Genomic DNA, 14,719 nt, shown 5'->3' on the forward strand with positions numbered 1-14,719 from the left:
GGATGATGCAGCTTGCCCGCGAGCGTCGGGACAGTGATGCTGAGCTCACAGCCGTCCGCGCGTAGAGCCCGCCGCCGCGCGTGAGCCCCGCCCGCCGCGCCGCAGCAAATCCGCCTGACGCTGTACAATAGCGCGCCTGACACGAGCGTCGCCGGCGGCTCGCTGCACTGCCGTCCGCCCGCGCCGCCTCGTGCGCGCCTCGCTTTGCGTGCCGATCCGCGCGCGTCATCCGCACGCGGCCCCGGCACATTGGCCCCTGTTCCGTCACCTGCGTTAGATCCGACTCCTGCCTATGTCCGCTTCGCGACCCGACTCCGCGCGCCCGCGCCGCCCCATGCGCCCGCTGCCTGTCATCATCTTCATGAGCCGCTGGCTGCAGGTGCCGCTCTACCTCGGCCTCATCGTCGCCCAGGCTGTCTACGTCGTGCTGTTTCTGAAGGAAGTCTGGCATCTCGTCACGGCGTCCATGACGCTCAACGAAACCAACATCATGCTCGTCGTGCTGGGCCTGATCGACGTGGTCATGATCTCGAACCTGCTGATCATGGTGATTATCGGCGGGTATGAAACCTTCGTGTCGCGGCTCGGGGTCGAGGGTCATCCGGACGAACCGGAATGGCTCGACCACGTCAACGCCGGCGTGCTGAAAGTGAAGCTTTCCATGGCGCTCATCAGCATCTCGTCGATCCATTTGCTGAAAACGTTTATCAGCCCGGACCAGAACACCACGCACACCATCATGTGGCAGGTCGTCATCCACGTCGCGTTCCTTGTCTCCGCGCTCGTGATGGCTTTTGTCGACCGCCTGACCACGCACACGCATCCCAGCCATTTTCAGGAACCCTCGGACTTGCAGCCGCTGGGTTCCGCCGGTTCCTCTCCCCTGAAAGCGCACGACTGACCGCACAGCCTGCGAACAGAACAATGCGCCACTGTCCCCACCGAGCTTAGCCATGACCGTCATCAAACAGGAAGATCTGATCCAGAGCATTGCTGATTCGCTGCAATACATCAGCTACTACCATCCGCTCGATTACATTCAGGCCTTGGGCCGCGCGTACGAACTCGAACAGAGCCCGGCCGCGAAAGATGCGATTGCGCAGATCCTCACCAACAGCCGCATGTGCGCCGAAGGCAAGCGCCCGATTTGCCAGGACACGGGCATCGTCACGGTATTCGTGAAGGTCGGCATGGACGTGCGCTGGGCGAGCGAATCCGGTCCGGCGACCATGAGCGTCACGGACATGATCAACGAAGGCGTGCGCCGCGGTTACCTGAATCCGGACAACGTGCTGCGCGCATCGATCGTGAGCCCGCCGGAAGGCGCCCGCAAGAATACGAAGGACAACACGCCGGCCGTGATCCACTACGAGATCGTGCCGGGCGACAAGGTCGACGTGCAGGTCGCGGCCAAGGGCGGCGGCTCGGAGAACAAGTCGAAGTTCGCGATGCTGAATCCGTCGGACTCGATCGTCGACTGGATTCTGAAGACCGTGCCGACCATGGGCGCCGGCTGGTGCCCGCCGGGCATGCTCGGCATCGGCATCGGCGGCACGGCTGAGAAAGCGATGGTCATGGCGAAGGAATCGCTGATGGACCCGATCGACATTCAGGACGTGATCGCACGCGGCCCGAAAGACTGGATCGAAGAACTGCGCGTGGAACTGCACGAGAAGGTCAACGCGCTGGGTATCGGCGCGCAAGGTCTCGGCGGTCTTGCCACCGTGCTCGACGTGAAGATCATGGCTGCGCCCACGCACGCCGCCTCCAAGCCGATCGCGATCATCCCGAACTGCGCGGCCACGCGCCACGCCCACTTCACGCTGGACGGCTCGGGCGTCGCGAAGCTCGAAGCGCCCTCGCTCGACGCATGGCCGAAGGTGCAGTGGGAACCGAACACGGAAACCAGCCAGCGCGTCGACCTGAATACGCTGACGCCGGAAGAAGTCGCTTCGTGGAAGCCGGGCCAGACGCTGCTGCTGTCGGGCAAGATGCTGACGGGCCGTGACGCCGCGCATAAGCGCATCGCCGACATGCTGGCCAAGGGCGAGAAGCTGCCGGTCGACTTCACGAACCGCGTGATCTATTACGTCGGCCCGGTCGATCCGGTGCGCGACGAAGCGGTCGGCCCCGCAGGTCCCACCACCGCCACGCGCATGGACAAGTTCACCGAGACCATGCTCGCGCAAACCGGCCTCATTTCGATGATCGGCAAGGCCGAGCGCGGCCCGGTCGCCATCGAGGCCATCAAGAAGCACAAGGCCGCGTATCTGATGGCCGTGGGCGGCGCCGCGTATCTGGTGTCGAAGGCCATTCGCAGTGCGAAGGTGCTCGCATTCGAAGATCTCGGCATGGAAGCCATCTACGAATTCGACGTGAAGGACATGCCGGTCACGGTCGCGGTCGATTCGAACGGCACGTCCGTGCACCAGACCGGCCCGAAGGAATGGCAGGCGAAAATCGGCAAGATTCCGGTCGCCACGGCCTGATTCGCTGCTCGCGCGCATAGCGTGTCATGACAAGCCGGGGCCGCGGTCCCGGCTTTTTTCATGGAACGGCACGCATGGCGTGCAACGCCCGGAACGACGTCAAAAGATGTTCTGTCCGCTTGGCTTTTTCAGGTATGGCGTTTATTGTTGTTGAAAAATTGAAGTTCCCAAAAAGGAAAGATCATGCAAGGCGACAAGAAAGTTATCGAGTATCTCAACGCGCAGTTGAAGAACGAACTGACCGCGATCAATCAGTATTTCCTGCATGCGCGGATGTACAAGCACTGGGGTCTCGAGAAACTCGGCAAGCATGAATATGACGAGTCGATCGGCGAAATGAAGCACGCCGACTGGCTGATCGAACGGGTTTTCATGCTTGACGGTCTGCCGAATCTGCAAGACCTGCATAAGCTTCTGATCGGCGAGGAAACCAAAGAGATTCTCGAATGTGATCTGAAGCTGGAGCAGATTTCGCAAAGCACCTGCAAGGAAGCCATTGCCTATTGCGAGTCGGTGCGCGATTTCATCTCGCGTGAAATCTTCGTGAAGATTCTCGACGACACCGAAGAACATATCGACTGGCTCGAAACGCAACTCGACCTGATCGACAAGGTCGGCATTCAGAACTACCAGCAAAGCGCCATGGGCTCGGTGGAGTCCTGAACGGATAGCCGGCCAATGCCCGCGCCGGCGCATGATGCTCCTCTTGCGGGATAGCATGCGCCGCGCTGGCGACTTGGTGCCGACGGGTTGGCGACGGGGTGACGATATACTTGCGGGCTTCGCTCGTCACGATTTCCCCCAGATACACCCGACCTGCCACGATTTGCCTGAACGCGCGCCGCAGTGCCTCCCTCGCCTATGCCCGCAGAATCATCGACTCCGAATGCATCAATCGCTTCTCCCGGCGCCGCTTCGCGCGCGCCGGTCGGCATTTTCGACTCGGGTCTAGGCGGCTTGTCGGTGTTGCGAGCGGTTCGGGCGCAGTCGCAAGACGAGGCGCTGCTGTACGTCGCCGATTCGCTGTACGCGCCGTACGGGGAGCGCGACGACGATTTCATCGCCGACCGCACGCTCGCCATCGGCGAGTGGCTTGTCAAGCAGGGCGCCAAAGCGCTCGTCGTGGCCTGCAATACGGCGACGGCGCAATCCATCGCGCTCGTCCGCGAAAAGCTGCCCATTCCGCTCGTCGGCGTCGAGCCGGGTATCAAGCCGGCCGCCCTGCGGTCCAGAACCCGAGTGGCCGGCGTGCTGGCCACCCAGGTCACGCTGCGCAGCGCCCGCTTCCAGGCACTGCTCGAGCGCTACGCTGCCGATTGCCGCTTTATCTGCCAGCCCGGTCACGGGCTCGTGCAGGCGGTCGAGCGCTGTGACGTCGGTTCGGCGGAGCTGCGCGCGTTGCTCGCCAGCTATCTTCAGCCCATGCTCGAGGCCGGCGCCGATACCCTCGTGCTCGGCTGCACGCATTATCCGTTTCTCGACGCGGCGATCCGCGACATCGTCGGCGACCGGATGGCGCTCGTCGACACGAGCGTGGCCATTGCCCGTCAGCTCGAGCGCGTACTCGAGCAGCACGGCATGCGCGCGGCACCGCAAGCGGCGGGCGCCCCGCTGCCCCGCTTCTATTCCACCGACAACGGTACGCATCTGCGGCAACTTGTCGCGACGCTGCTCAACATCGACGCGCATGTCGAACGCGTGCTGATTCCTTCGCGCCGCACCGCGGCGCTGGCCTCGCAGCCCGTCTGAGCGCCTCTGCGACGCGTTTTCCGGACGAGTTTTCGCCCGGTTTCATGCCGTTTCACCACTTCGCCGGCGCTGCACATCGCCCGGCCGGGGGCGCCGCTCAGTTGCCGAAACCCTTCTAAGGGTCTGGTTTTGTTACAAAAATCCGTCCCTGGCGCTTGCCAAACGGCTCAAACAAAATGATAATAATTCGCATTAACGTTAGCTATGACGCCTCACCATGATTGTCTGTGTCTGCAAGTCTGTGTCTGACCGAAAGATCCGTGCCTCGATCGCGGAAGGCGTCGACTCGTTCGACGAGTTGCAGTTCGAACTCGGCGTAGCCACCTGCTGCGGCAAATGCGCGGACTCGGTGCGCGACGTGATGATGCAAAGCGGCGTATGCGCAAGCCGCTGCGGCTTCGAGCATCAGCAGCCCACGGCTATGCCGGTGACGTTTTACGAACGCAAAGCGGCTTAAGCGAGGCTCCGGCATGCGGCCCAAGGCCGCATGATCCGCCTGCAGCGCCGCTTCCCGCTCCCCGCCTTGCTGGCTGAGCCACCGCCAGTGAGTTAATCCACTGCCGTCAGCAAGCCAGTTCGCTCCCAGCCAGCTACCGCTCGTCCGTCAAAGGAATTCAGATGGAATTGCTGATTGGTTTCGTGACCACCTTGTGTATCTCGCTGCTGATCTTCCGAACATGACCATGTTTTGTCGCGCATGCTGCATCGACAGCGCGCTGCCACGCTAACATGCAGGCTTCGCATACCGTTTCAGCCGGCGCCGCGCCGGCTTCGTCCGCTCGAATGAATCCCCGCGTGCTGACTGCAACCGCCCTGGTTGCGGCGGTTCACGTCGCGTTGCTCACCGTGATCCTGACGCTGCGCCATGAGCCGGGGCAGCCGGCGCTCGAGTCGCGCGTGATGACCGCTCAATTGCTGCCGCCCGCGCCTCTTGCCGCGCCGGCCGCGGTGCAGTCGGTCGCGCCGCCGCCCACGCCCGCGCCCGCGCCGCCGGTTCGCAGCAAGCCGAAGGTGCAGCCGAAGCCGGCGCAAAAGCCCGCTCCTGCTCCGTTGCGCGAGGCGCCTGCGCCGTCGCCTGCACCCGTCGCGGCCGCGCAACCGGCTCCGCCGACACCGACCGCGCCGCCCGCTCCGGCGACGCCGCCCGCGGCGCCGGCCGCGCCCGCCATCGGCCGCCAGACGATGGACATCGCCGCGCCGAAAAACGTCTCGCACCTCGACTGCAACATCGCGAAGCCCGACTACCCGGCGCTGTCGCGCCGTCGCGGAGAAACCGGCACCGCGTACGTGAAGTTCGTGGTCGGTCTCACCGGCAAGCTCGAGAACATTGAATTGAAGAAGAGCAGCGGCTTCAGCCGTCTCGACGACGCCGCGCTCGCCGCCGCGCATGCGAGCGCGTGCAAGCCCTATCTCGAAGACGGCCAGCCTGTGCGGGCCGCCTACACTCAGCCTTACAACTTCAATCTGGAAGATTGAAGCGGATTTCAAAATAAAGGAATGGCAATGCAAAACTACGGATTGGCGCACGTGTGGGCGCAAGGGGATTTCGTCACGCGCGGCATCGCGCTCGCCTTGCTGGTGATGTCGGTGATGTCGTGGAGCGTGATCGTCATCAAGGGCTGGAACGTGATGCGCCTGAACCGCCTGACGAAAAATGCGGAACAGGCGTTCTGGCATTCGGACGACCTCGCCGACGGCGTCAAGAAACTCGGCGCCGGCTCATCCACGCCGCAGGACAACCCGTTCCTCGCGCTTGCGCTGTCGGGTCAGGAAGCGGCCGATCATCATCACCAGACGCAGCCGCACCTGCACGATCGCATGGATGTGTCCGACTGGGTCACGCGCTGCCTGAAGGACACCATGGACGAAAGCGTCGCGCGCATGCAAAGCGGTCTGGCGATTCTCGCTTCGATCGGCAGCACCGCGCCTTTCGTCGGTCTGTTCGGCACCGTGTGGGGCATTTATCACGCGCTGCTTGCCATCGGCGCGAGCGGCCAGTCGTCGATCGATCAGGTGGCGGGTCCTGTCGGCGAAGCGCTCATCATGACCGCATTCGGTCTCTTCGTTGCGATTCCGGCCGTGCTCGGCTATAACGCTCTCACGCGTGCTAACAAGGCGATCGTCGCCAAGCTGAGCCGCTTCGCGCATGGCCTGCACGCATTCTTCGTGACGGGCGCGCGCCTGTCCTCCACCAAGCGCGACGGGCTGCGTCTCGCCACGCGCGCCAACTGAAGCGCCCACTGAACGACGAGGCACAGAGATGGCAATGAGCCCCTTCGCCGGCGACGATGACGACGGCCTGATGAACGAAATCAACATGACGCCGCTCGTCGACGTCATGTTGGTTCTCCTGATCGTTTTCATGGTGACGATTCCCGTCATCCGCCACGCGGTGAAAATCGATCTGCCGCATGCAAGCAGTCAGAAGGAAGACACGAAGCCCGCGCAGGTGACCGTCGCGGTCGACGCCGACGGCAACGTGCTGTGGAACGACAAGAAAGTCGACGAAGCGCAGTTGAGCGCGAAAATTGCAGAGGCCGCGCAGGCGAATCCGCAACCCGAGCTGCACCTCGACGCGGACCGCAAAGTGCCTTACGAAAAAGTCGCGCAAGTCATGTCGGCGGCGCAGGCAGGCGGTCTGACGAAGATCGGGTTCGTCACGCAGCCAAAAGGCAAGTGAGTGTTTCGCGGCGGTCGCCAGTGCGGGCCGCGCCGCTTCATGAAATGACGAAAAGCCCTTGAAACAGGGGCTGAAAAGTAAAAGGCCTTCATCGTCAGATGAAGGCCTTTTTTTGTGCGCGCTCGGCGCCTTCGGGCGGCGGGATCATTTGCCATCGGTCGAAGACTGCTGGCTCGGATCACCGCATGCGACAGCCGTGCTCGACACGGACAGCGCGGTCAGCCCTATCAGGCTCGCTATGATAGCGGCCATGAGTTTTCGCATAAGAGACTCCTTAGCGAAGGGATTTCAATATAGCGCCGCGAGCTCGCGCATTCAAGCAAACGCTCATTGAAAGTACTCATGACAGGCCGCGCTTCAATGCTAAAAGCGATGCCGCAACGCGCGCGATCTGCTAGGAAGCGATTGCCACTGAGGTTCGCGAGACCGCCGATTCGGCGTGCAGCGGGCATTCGCGCATGATGTGCTTACCTTCATTGGGATCGAGCATCTCCACCAGATAGTCGACGAACGCGCGCACGGCCGGCACCATGCCCTGCCGCGACACGAAGACGGCGTACAACTGCGGCGCCGGAAAGGTCCAGCCGGGCATGACGGGCGACAACTGCCCCGCGCGCAAGGCGGCGCCGTACATCATCTCCGGCAAGGCGGCGATGCCGACGCCTGCGAGTACCGCTTCGCGAATCGTCGAGAGATCCGCGGTCACGAGACGCGGTTCGTGCTCGTGCGCGTGACGGCTGCCGTCGGGCGCAATCAGGTTGTAGACGTGGCGGCCGTCGCTCGTCGGGACATCGAGCGTTTCGAAGCGCGACAGGTCGTTTGGCTGCAACGGCGGCGCATTCTGCTGCAACAGACTCGGCGCGCCCACCAGCATCTGCTGCGTGCGCCACAGCGGGCGCACGACAATGTTGGCGTTTTCCGGCGGATCCGAGCGCACGCGCAAGGCGACGTCGATCGAATCTTCGAACAGATCGACCACCCGATTCGTCACCCGCATGACGACCCGCACTTCCGGATAGCGGTGCATGAATTCCGGCAGGATCGTCGACAGAATGGTCTGCGAGATCGTGACGGGCACGCTCACGCGCACGGTGCCGCGTGGTGACGAGCGCAGCTGCTGTACGACGTTGACGGCCGCCTGTGCCTCGTCGAGCATCGCCTGGCAGTGCTGGTAGAACAGCTGGCCGGCTTCCGTGAGCGCGAGCTTGCGCGTGGAGCGCTGCAGCAGCCGCACGCCGAGCGACGCCTCGAGTTCGGTCAGGCGCCGCGACAGACGCGACTTGGAAATACCCAGCACGCGCTCGGCGGCGGAGAAACCGCCATGTTCGACGACCTGCGAGAAATACATCAGGTCATTCAGGTTGTGTGAATCGATCTTCATTCATCGTTCCAGTAATAGAACAATCCATTGCGTGATGGCGGCTGGCACCCCGAAAAACGGTCCCTATAATAGCTCCATGTTTCAAAAATAACGCTATTCCCGAATTTTAGAGGTGATATTGATGACCGCGACACGCACGATCGAACGCACGTATCCCGCCGTTCGCACGATTGAAGGCGGCGGCTTCGTCGTCCACCGCCCGTTTCCCACGCGCATGCTGATGGACTTCGATCCGTTTCTGCTGCTCGACGAAATGGGACCGGTCGACTACGCGCCCGGCGAGGCCAAGGGCGCGCCGGACCATCCGCATCGCGGTTTCGAGACCGTGACCTATGTGCTCGAGGGGCAGTTCGGCCACAAGGACTCCGCCGGCCACTCCGGCACGCTGCACGCGGGCGATGTGCAATGGATGACGGCCGGCGCGGGCGTCGTGCACAGCGAAATGCCCGACCCGTCGTTCGTGCGGACGGGCGGACGCGTGCACGGCTTGCAGGTGTGGGTGAATCTGCCGCGCCGCGACAAGATGATCGCGCCGCGTTACCAGGAAGTGCCGTCGGCGAAGATTCCGCTGGCGACGTCGGCGGACGGCAAAGTGCGCGTGAAGGTGATCGCCGGCGAGGCGCTCGGCGTAAAAGCCGCGGTGGAAACGCGCACGCCGATTCTGTATCAGCATTTTTCGCTGCAGCCCGGCGCAACGATCCGCCAGCCGGTGCCCGCGGACTATCGTGTGTTCGCGTATGGGCTCTCGGGCAAGGGCTTTTATGGTGAAGGCGACGCGCGTCAGGAGATCGACGCGCGCAAGATGGTCGTGTTTCGGAATGACGGCGACGCGGTCACGCTCGCAGCCGGCGAGGAGCCGCTCGAGGTCTTGCTGCTTGGCGGCGTGCCCTTGAAGGAGCCCGTGGTGCGCTACGGCCCGTTCGTCATGAATACCGAGGACGAAATCCGCCAGGCGGTCGTCGATTATCAGGCCGGCCGCATGGGCGCGATCACGCATTGAATGGGCGTGTGGGGAAAGCACTCGCGCGTGCGACGGGCGGGCGGCGGATAGCCGCTCGCGAGTCGCGAATCGCCGCTCGCTGCCGTCACTCGCGCGCATGACAATAAGCGGCACGCGACTCCAGCCGTGCCGTGGCCATTACGCGCGCCGCGCCGCCGGACACAAACGCCGCCGACTTCGTTCACAATAGCGATTCCCGCCGCGCGCCCCTCTTTCAAGCTTCATTGCTGCAGAGCCGCTGCGCGGCAATTTCCGTCCCTGCTCAAGGAGCGCGCATGGCAGAAGCCACCGTCACCGCCCATATCGGTTCGACGAATTACCAGGTCCATTTCGACGACGGCAAGCACACCTGGCTCGCCGACGAACCTGAATCGCTCGGCGGCGGCGATCGCGGTCCCACGCCGGTCTCGTTGCTGCTGTCGAGCCTCGGCGCCTGCACGTCGGTTACGCTGAAAATGTACGCACAGCGCAAAGGCTGGCCGCTCGATGAAGTGGACGTCACGCTGAACATCGAAACCGGCGAAGAAGGCTCGACCATCGACCGCAAGATCACACTGCACGGCGAGCTGTCCGACGAGCAACGGGAACGGCTCTTGCAAATTGCGAATGCGTGCCCAGTTCACAAGATCCTTACGCGCTCGATCGCCATTCGCTCCGGCTTGACCGCCGTCTGACTTGCGCCCGACGGGCGAGGCGCGCGAAACTGAGCGGGTCGCCATCACGCTTGCAACGCTTTCATAGGATGCTGTCGCCTTGAATTTCGAACACCTTATCCAGATCAACGACCCGTTGAATCCCTTCGTCGACTCGATGACCCGCGAGCAGTTGTGGGAAGGGCTCGTGCTGCGCGCCGAGCAGCCGCAACTGTTCGTGATGGGGCTCGACAGTTGCACCATCCTTTCGCGCGAGGGCAATACGCTCGAGCGCGAACTGCATTACGGTCAGGCCACGGTCCGCGACCGCGTCACGCTGCACGAAAGCCAAAGCGTGCGCTACGACATCCTGCCGACGGCGGATTACGTCGGCGGCTCGCTGACCATGACTATCGAGCAGCCGGACGAATTGCAGCTGTTCCTGCGCTTCGAATACGCGACCACGCTGCCGGTTTCCAACGACCAGGACGCGGTGCAGACGCAGGAGATCGTGAAGTCCGCGTATCGCGAGAACGACATCGATACCGTGCGCCTGATCCGTCAGTATGTGCAGGCAAAGCAGGAGCCCGGTTCGCTGCACTGAGTGTTGCAGTCGATGTCCCGCGCCGCCTCCCCAAGTTCAAATAGGTGGCGCTAGCCCGGTGCTCGCGCGTGCAATGCGCCGCTGTCATCCGTTCGCTGCGCGGCGCCGTTGGTCCTCGCGTTCCTCGCGCTCCTTGGCTTGTGAGGCTATCGAAAGTTTGATCCGATGAATTTCCTCCCCTTGTAAATAGGAATGGTTATCATTTAGAATTCATCCATCGAATCAAGCAACAGCCAAGCCGCATGACAGATACCACTCGCACTTCCACGCTCAGCCTGCGCCGCCCGGCCGCGGCATTGACCAGCCGTCCGAAAACGGTGACGGCCACGGCCGCCCCCGCCGCAAAGCCTGCTGTGAGCCGTGCGACCGGGTCCGCGGAGTCGGCCGGGCGGGTGGTGCGCAGCGAGACTTTGCTGCAAGGCCATAGCCACGTCAGCATCGTGCACAACGGCGAGACGTATCAGCTACGCGCCACGCGTCTCGGCAAGCTGATCCTGACGAAGTAACGAACTGGAGTACCGGGTATTGTGGGGACCACCTCCCTTGAGAGGTGTTAGGCATTAGCCAGCCACGACGGCTTGCACGCGAGAACTAGACCCCTTCGTGCAGACACCAAGCCAGCCGTCGCAGCCAGCCAGGCCGCTTTTTTGGTTCCCGCCGATGCGCCACGCGAAACCCCGTGTGCCGTCATGCCAATGAAAAAGCCGTGGAGGATGTCATCTCCACGGCTTCTGTTTTTGCGGCGAAAGAATTCGCGATTCGCGCCTTTACTTCGGCGCCCAGCCCCAGAACATCAGCCACCACGCGCTGTCGACCACCGCGAGGGCCGCGGCGAACCAGAGCATCGCGAGGCCGCGTCGCACGAAGCGCTCGCTGTAGCGTCGCGTGACGAGCCAGAGAAGCCATGCGCTCCACAGATTCGCAATCGCCAGAATGCCAATGCGCACGTCCGACGCCCACCACAACGGCACATGCTCGGCCCGCAGCAGCGACAGCGTGGTCGCCGACAAGCCGAGGAACACGCCCGCGCCGGCAAGCGGAATCAGCGCTTGCGTCAGATGATGCAGGCGCACGCTGCTCAACCGCCCCAGCATGCGCGTCGCGCCCATCAGCAGCAGGAGCAGCACAGTGCCGTAGACGAGCGCCGTCGCGAGGATGTAGCCGATCACCATGGTGCCGTCGAGCCACGAGAACACGTCGTTCTGTTCCGGGTAATGCGTGAACAGGAACCACGGCGCATTGGTCTGTAGCGGCCAGGTGACGTCGTGGTCGACCAGCCACGTCGCGAAGAACATCTTCAGGTCGATGAACCAGCGCGATGCGGTCCAATGGAACGCGCCGATCGCAATGCCGAGCAGGCCGTACAGGATGAGCGCGGTGTCCCATGCGCTCGCGTGCTTGTCGCCGAGCTCCACGACTTCCGACGACGGCGCGCGCCACGTCAGCGCAATCGCGTCGCGGTGGCCGCTGCAACGGCCGCACATATGGCAGTCGGACGCGCCTTTCATGTTGCGCAAGGGCACGAGCGGCGCGCAATTGATCGGAATCACGCGATGGCCGTGCTCGCCGTTCTTGTACGAACGGCGCCACGCGTCTTCGTCGACTTTGTAGTGGAACGGCGCGAGGCGCGCCAGAAGCGAAAACACCCCGTTCACGGGGCACAGGTACTTGCACCAGACGCGCTTCTCGCGCCCGTAAAGCAGACCGATCACGATCGCCGCCACGGTCGAGCCGCCGAGCACGAGCAGCACCGCTTTCGGATACTGGTACACGCTCACCATCTGACCGTAGATAGTCGTGATGCCGAACGCGACGAACGGCCAGCCGCCCCAGCGCATCCAGTGCGGGATCGCCTTGCCGCGGCCGTGCTTGCTGGCGAATTCGGCGAGCGCGCCTTCGGGACACAGGACGCCGCACCACACGCGGCCGAGCATCACCATCGAGAGCAGCACGAACGGCCACCAGATGCCCCAGAACACGAACTGCGCGGCAAGCGTCAGGTTGTTCCACAAATGCGCGCTGTCGTCCGGCAGCGGCATCACCGCCGGCACGATGATCAGCAGCGCGTACACCGCGACCACGACCCACTGGATGCCGCGGATCACCGAACCGTGCCGCTGCATCCACTGCCCGGCCGCGGCGAGACGCCCCGGACGGGTCATCACTGTACTCATGCTGCGCGCCCTGCCGCCTGTTGCGCCGGCTTGCGGTTCGCGCGCCGCAGCAGCAGATAGACGACCGCCCAATACACCGCGTAGGCCAGCAGGTTCATCAGCGCGGGATGCGCGCGGTAGCCGGTGAGCGTCGCGACGAGCGAGCCGAACGTGCTCGAATCGTCGAGGATCGCCGACGTATTCCACAGCTGATCGACGAGCGTCGGCAGGAATTCCTTGTCGATCAGCTTGTCGACGCCGGTCTGGAACAGACCCGCGCCGAGGAACAGCAACATGATTTCGGTGATGCGGAAAAAGAGCCGCCACGAGAAGAACTTGCCGCCGAGCTGCAGCACGTAGAACGTGAGGAGCGCGAGCGCGAGGCCGATCACGACGGCCAGCATCTGGGCGCTGTCCACGTGCCCCGACTGGCCGAACCCGAGGCCGTACAGGAAGATCACCGTCTCGCTGCCTTCACGCGCGATGGCGAGTGCGACGAGCAGCGCCACGCCCCACCAGTTCGAGTCGCGCTGGCTTTGCTGCAGCGAGCGTTCCATGTCGCGTTTGAGCGAGCGGCCGTGCTGCTTCATCCACAGCACCATTTGCACGATCAGCACGCAGGCCACCAGCACCATCGCGGTCTGGAAGTAATCTTGCGCGTCGCCGGAGAGCACTTCCGTGAAGCCGACGAGCGCCGCGCCGAGCGCCACCGCCGCGATGAGGCCGGCGGCGACGCCGCCCCACAGATACGGCAAACCGCGGCGCGCATCGTCGTCGCCATTTTTCAGCCATGCGTACAGGATGCCGACGACCAGCAACGCCTCGACACTTTCCCGCCACACGATGAATAGAATCTGACCCATCAAGCACTCCCTTCTGCTCTGCTACTGCTGCCGCGCGGCGCCGGCGGGCCCAAGGCCCCGCGCCGCCTCGCATACCTGCTATTTCGCGACGATCACGCCTTGCGCCTGCTGGTGGAAATCGTCGAAGAACTTGTATTCGCCCGGCGAAAGCGGAGCGATCACCACGAACGAGTCCGCGCCTGGCGCAAGAACCTTTTCCTTGCGCAACTGCACGCTTTCAAACTCGGCCGCGCCCTTGCCGGTGTTGCGCACCTCGATCTTGATGCGCTGCCCGGCCGGCACTTCGATGCGCGTCGGCGTCAGCTTGCCGTCGTTCATTTCTAGCTTGAACGTCGGCAGATCGGCTGCATGCGCCGCGCCCGCCAGCACAATCGACGACGCGAGGACCACGATCTTTCGGTTGATTCTCATTGGCGTTTCCGGAAAACGCGGCGCGAAGGATAAAGTTCGCGCCGCCTGCTTCATTCACTCAGTTGCTCCTCTGCCGCAGGTCGCGGCGCAGTCGCGGAGATCAGTACCCGCCCTTCTTGCCGATGCCGGCGAACGTGAAGTCGTATTCGAGCGTGATCGGCTTGAACCACGGACCCACGCCGGTTTCCTTGTCGACGTGACGGCCGAAGGCCATGTGGCCGGTTTGCATCGGCGGTTCGACGATCAGCTTCAGGTGATACTTGCCCGGGCCTTGCAGCTTGACGTTGTCGCCATAGTGCGGACCGTCGTTCGCGACCATCGCCATCAAGTCGCCCTTTTGCGCGTCTTTCGAACCGGCTTTCGTGAGCTCGTAGCGCACTTGCAGATACGGCATCCAGTCGCCTTCCGCGAAACCGGTCGGATTGTTCTTGACTGCGTGGATGTCCGCTTCCAGATGGATGTCCGAGTCCGACGCCTTGCGCATCATGCCTTCCGGCTCCATCGTGATCGGCTGCAGATACACCGCGCCGATTTCCATGCCGCCCTGAATCTGCTGCTTGCCGATCGGGTATTCCGCGGCCGTTGCCGAGAGCGCCGCAACCGCAGCCGCCGCGGCGATGCCGCCACGCACGAATGAAGAAATCCGCATTGAAACTCCTTGTTTTTATCTGACTCGATTCGGTTCGATTGGAACAGTGTGCCAGGCGACAAGCCGAAGCAGATCGCATAGTTGAACGTTAATGCGAACCATTCTCAA

The 14,719-nt window shown here is 63.2% G+C and carries 17 protein-coding genes; 12 read left to right on the forward strand and 5 right to left on the reverse strand.

Going from position 1 to position 14,719, the window contains the following annotated elements:
- Window positions 1-334: 334 nt before the first annotated feature.
- The 8 genes from ACEN8U_RS25560 to ACEN8U_RS25595 all read left to right on the forward strand — a co-directional run bounded on the left by ACEN8U_RS25560 (window position 335) and on the right by ACEN8U_RS25595 (window position 6,918).
- Window positions 335-901, forward strand: coding sequence for a TIGR00645 family protein (locus ACEN8U_RS25560; RefSeq protein ID WP_374725957.1), 567 nt, complete (start codon window positions 335-337; stop codon window positions 899-901).
- Between the two features lie 52 nt (window positions 902-953).
- On the forward strand, window positions 954-2,489 hold the full coding sequence (locus ACEN8U_RS25565) for a fumarate hydratase (protein WP_028362303.1): 1,536 nt from the start codon (window positions 954-956) through the stop codon (window positions 2,487-2,489).
- 183 nt (window positions 2,490-2,672) lie between these two features.
- The gene (gene bfr, locus ACEN8U_RS25570) at window positions 2,673-3,152 is read left to right on the forward strand and encodes a bacterioferritin (protein WP_013587838.1); all 480 of its coding nucleotides are present in this window, start codon (window positions 2,673-2,675) and stop codon (window positions 3,150-3,152) included.
- A gap of 198 nt (window positions 3,153-3,350) precedes the next feature.
- Complete coding sequence (gene murI / locus ACEN8U_RS25575) at window positions 3,351-4,238, forward strand: glutamate racemase (protein WP_310112253.1); 888 nt, start codon at window positions 3,351-3,353, stop codon at window positions 4,236-4,238.
- A 217-nt stretch (window positions 4,239-4,455) separates the two neighbouring features.
- A complete protein-coding gene (locus ACEN8U_RS25580; RefSeq protein ID WP_310112251.1) occupies window positions 4,456-4,695 on the forward strand; it encodes a bacterioferritin-associated ferredoxin in 240 nt (79 codons plus the stop codon).
- A 272-nt stretch (window positions 4,696-4,967) separates the two neighbouring features.
- Window positions 4,968-5,714: an energy transducer TonB gene (locus tag ACEN8U_RS25585; protein ID WP_310112249.1), complete on the forward strand. Its 747-nt coding sequence runs from the start codon at window positions 4,968-4,970 to the stop codon at window positions 5,712-5,714.
- 27 nt (window positions 5,715-5,741) lie between these two features.
- Window positions 5,742-6,470 (forward strand): MotA/TolQ/ExbB proton channel family protein, encoded by a 729-nt coding sequence (locus ACEN8U_RS25590; protein WP_310112247.1) that lies wholly within the window; start codon window positions 5,742-5,744, stop codon window positions 6,468-6,470.
- Window positions 6,471-6,498: 28 nt separating this feature from the next.
- On the forward strand, window positions 6,499-6,918 hold the full coding sequence (locus ACEN8U_RS25595) for an ExbD/TolR family protein (protein ID WP_006051191.1): 420 nt from the start codon (window positions 6,499-6,501) through the stop codon (window positions 6,916-6,918).
- A gap of 394 nt (window positions 6,919-7,312) precedes the next feature.
- Here ACEN8U_RS25595 and ACEN8U_RS25600 read toward each other — a convergent pair whose 3' ends face one another.
- Entirely contained in the window at window positions 7,313-8,299 is a 987-nt protein-coding gene (locus ACEN8U_RS25600; protein WP_310112245.1) for a LysR family transcriptional regulator, read from the reverse strand.
- A gap of 121 nt (window positions 8,300-8,420) precedes the next feature.
- Between ACEN8U_RS25600 and ACEN8U_RS25605 the strand changes: the two genes are divergently transcribed.
- The 4 genes from ACEN8U_RS25605 (at window position 8,421) to hemP (ending at window position 11,041) form a co-directional block, all read left to right on the forward strand.
- A complete protein-coding gene (locus tag ACEN8U_RS25605) occupies window positions 8,421-9,299 on the forward strand; it encodes a pirin family protein (protein ID WP_041745136.1) in 879 nt (292 codons plus the stop codon).
- 275 nt (window positions 9,300-9,574) lie between these two features.
- Window positions 9,575-9,973 (forward strand): OsmC family protein, encoded by a 399-nt coding sequence (locus ACEN8U_RS25610; protein ID WP_310112244.1) that lies wholly within the window; start codon window positions 9,575-9,577, stop codon window positions 9,971-9,973.
- Window positions 9,974-10,052: 79 nt separating this feature from the next.
- A complete protein-coding gene (locus ACEN8U_RS25615) occupies window positions 10,053-10,535 on the forward strand; it encodes an SRPBCC family protein (protein ID WP_015002198.1) in 483 nt (160 codons plus the stop codon).
- Window positions 10,536-10,777: 242 nt separating this feature from the next.
- Window positions 10,778-11,041 (forward strand): hemin uptake protein HemP, encoded by a 264-nt coding sequence (gene hemP / locus ACEN8U_RS25620; protein WP_310112242.1) that lies wholly within the window; start codon window positions 10,778-10,780, stop codon window positions 11,039-11,041.
- 261 nt (window positions 11,042-11,302) lie between these two features.
- Here the strand turns inward: hemP and ACEN8U_RS25625 are convergent, their stop codons facing one another.
- The 4 genes from ACEN8U_RS25625 to ACEN8U_RS25640 all read right to left on the reverse strand — a co-directional run bounded on the left by ACEN8U_RS25625 (window position 11,303) and on the right by ACEN8U_RS25640 (window position 14,611).
- The gene (locus ACEN8U_RS25625; protein ID WP_310112240.1) at window positions 11,303-12,709 is read right to left on the reverse strand and encodes a 4Fe-4S binding protein; all 1,407 of its coding nucleotides are present in this window, start codon (window positions 12,707-12,709) and stop codon (window positions 11,303-11,305) included.
- A complete protein-coding gene (locus tag ACEN8U_RS25630) occupies window positions 12,706-13,551 on the reverse strand; it encodes an FTR1 family iron permease (protein WP_013587826.1) in 846 nt (281 codons plus the stop codon). The genes ACEN8U_RS25625 and ACEN8U_RS25630 overlap by 4 nt, the downstream gene beginning before the upstream one ends.
- Before the next feature lie 78 nt (window positions 13,552-13,629).
- Window positions 13,630-13,962 (reverse strand): cupredoxin domain-containing protein, encoded by a 333-nt coding sequence (locus ACEN8U_RS25635; protein ID WP_310112237.1) that lies wholly within the window; start codon window positions 13,960-13,962, stop codon window positions 13,630-13,632.
- Window positions 13,963-14,062: 100 nt separating this feature from the next.
- Window positions 14,063-14,611 (reverse strand): iron transporter, encoded by a 549-nt coding sequence (locus ACEN8U_RS25640; protein WP_310112236.1) that lies wholly within the window; start codon window positions 14,609-14,611, stop codon window positions 14,063-14,065.
- Window positions 14,612-14,719: the final 108 nt, after the last annotated feature.

The organism is Paraburkholderia phenoliruptrix (genome assembly GCF_047325075.1).
GTDB classification, from domain to species: domain Bacteria; phylum Pseudomonadota; class Gammaproteobacteria; order Burkholderiales; family Burkholderiaceae; genus Paraburkholderia; species Paraburkholderia phenoliruptrix.

Coding starts and splice junctions, on each gene's coding strand:
- bfr (WP_013587838.1), top strand. CDS start 2,673: ATGCAAGGCGACAAGAAAGTTATCGAGTATCTCAACGCGCAGTTGAAG.
- ACEN8U_RS25590 (WP_310112247.1), top strand. CDS start 5,742: ATGCAAAACTACGGATTGGCGCACGTGTGGGCGCAAGGGGATTTCGTC.
- ACEN8U_RS25625 (WP_310112240.1), bottom strand. CDS start 12,709: ATGAGTACAGTGATGACCCGTCCGGGGCGTCTCGCCGCGGCCGGGCAG.
- ACEN8U_RS25580 (WP_310112251.1), top strand. CDS start 4,456: ATGATTGTCTGTGTCTGCAAGTCTGTGTCTGACCGAAAGATCCGTGCC.
- hemP (WP_310112242.1), top strand. CDS start 10,778: ATGACAGATACCACTCGCACTTCCACGCTCAGCCTGCGCCGCCCGGCC.
- ACEN8U_RS25595 (WP_006051191.1), top strand. CDS start 6,499: ATGGCAATGAGCCCCTTCGCCGGCGACGATGACGACGGCCTGATGAAC.
- ACEN8U_RS25630 (WP_013587826.1), bottom strand. CDS start 13,551: ATGGGTCAGATTCTATTCATCGTGTGGCGGGAAAGTGTCGAGGCGTTG.
- ACEN8U_RS25565 (WP_028362303.1), top strand. CDS start 954: ATGACCGTCATCAAACAGGAAGATCTGATCCAGAGCATTGCTGATTCG.
- ACEN8U_RS25560 (WP_374725957.1), top strand. CDS start 335: ATGCGCCCGCTGCCTGTCATCATCTTCATGAGCCGCTGGCTGCAGGTG.
- ACEN8U_RS25600 (WP_310112245.1), bottom strand. CDS start 8,299: ATGAAGATCGATTCACACAACCTGAATGACCTGATGTATTTCTCGCAG.
- ACEN8U_RS25585 (WP_310112249.1), top strand. CDS start 4,968: ATGCAGGCTTCGCATACCGTTTCAGCCGGCGCCGCGCCGGCTTCGTCC.
- ACEN8U_RS25635 (WP_310112237.1), bottom strand. CDS start 13,962: ATGAGAATCAACCGAAAGATCGTGGTCCTCGCGTCGTCGATTGTGCTG.
- ACEN8U_RS25610 (WP_310112244.1), top strand. CDS start 9,575: ATGGCAGAAGCCACCGTCACCGCCCATATCGGTTCGACGAATTACCAG.
- ACEN8U_RS25605 (WP_041745136.1), top strand. CDS start 8,421: ATGACCGCGACACGCACGATCGAACGCACGTATCCCGCCGTTCGCACG.
- murI (WP_310112253.1), top strand. CDS start 3,351: ATGCCCGCAGAATCATCGACTCCGAATGCATCAATCGCTTCTCCCGGC.
- ACEN8U_RS25640 (WP_310112236.1), bottom strand. CDS start 14,611: ATGCGGATTTCTTCATTCGTGCGTGGCGGCATCGCCGCGGCGGCTGCG.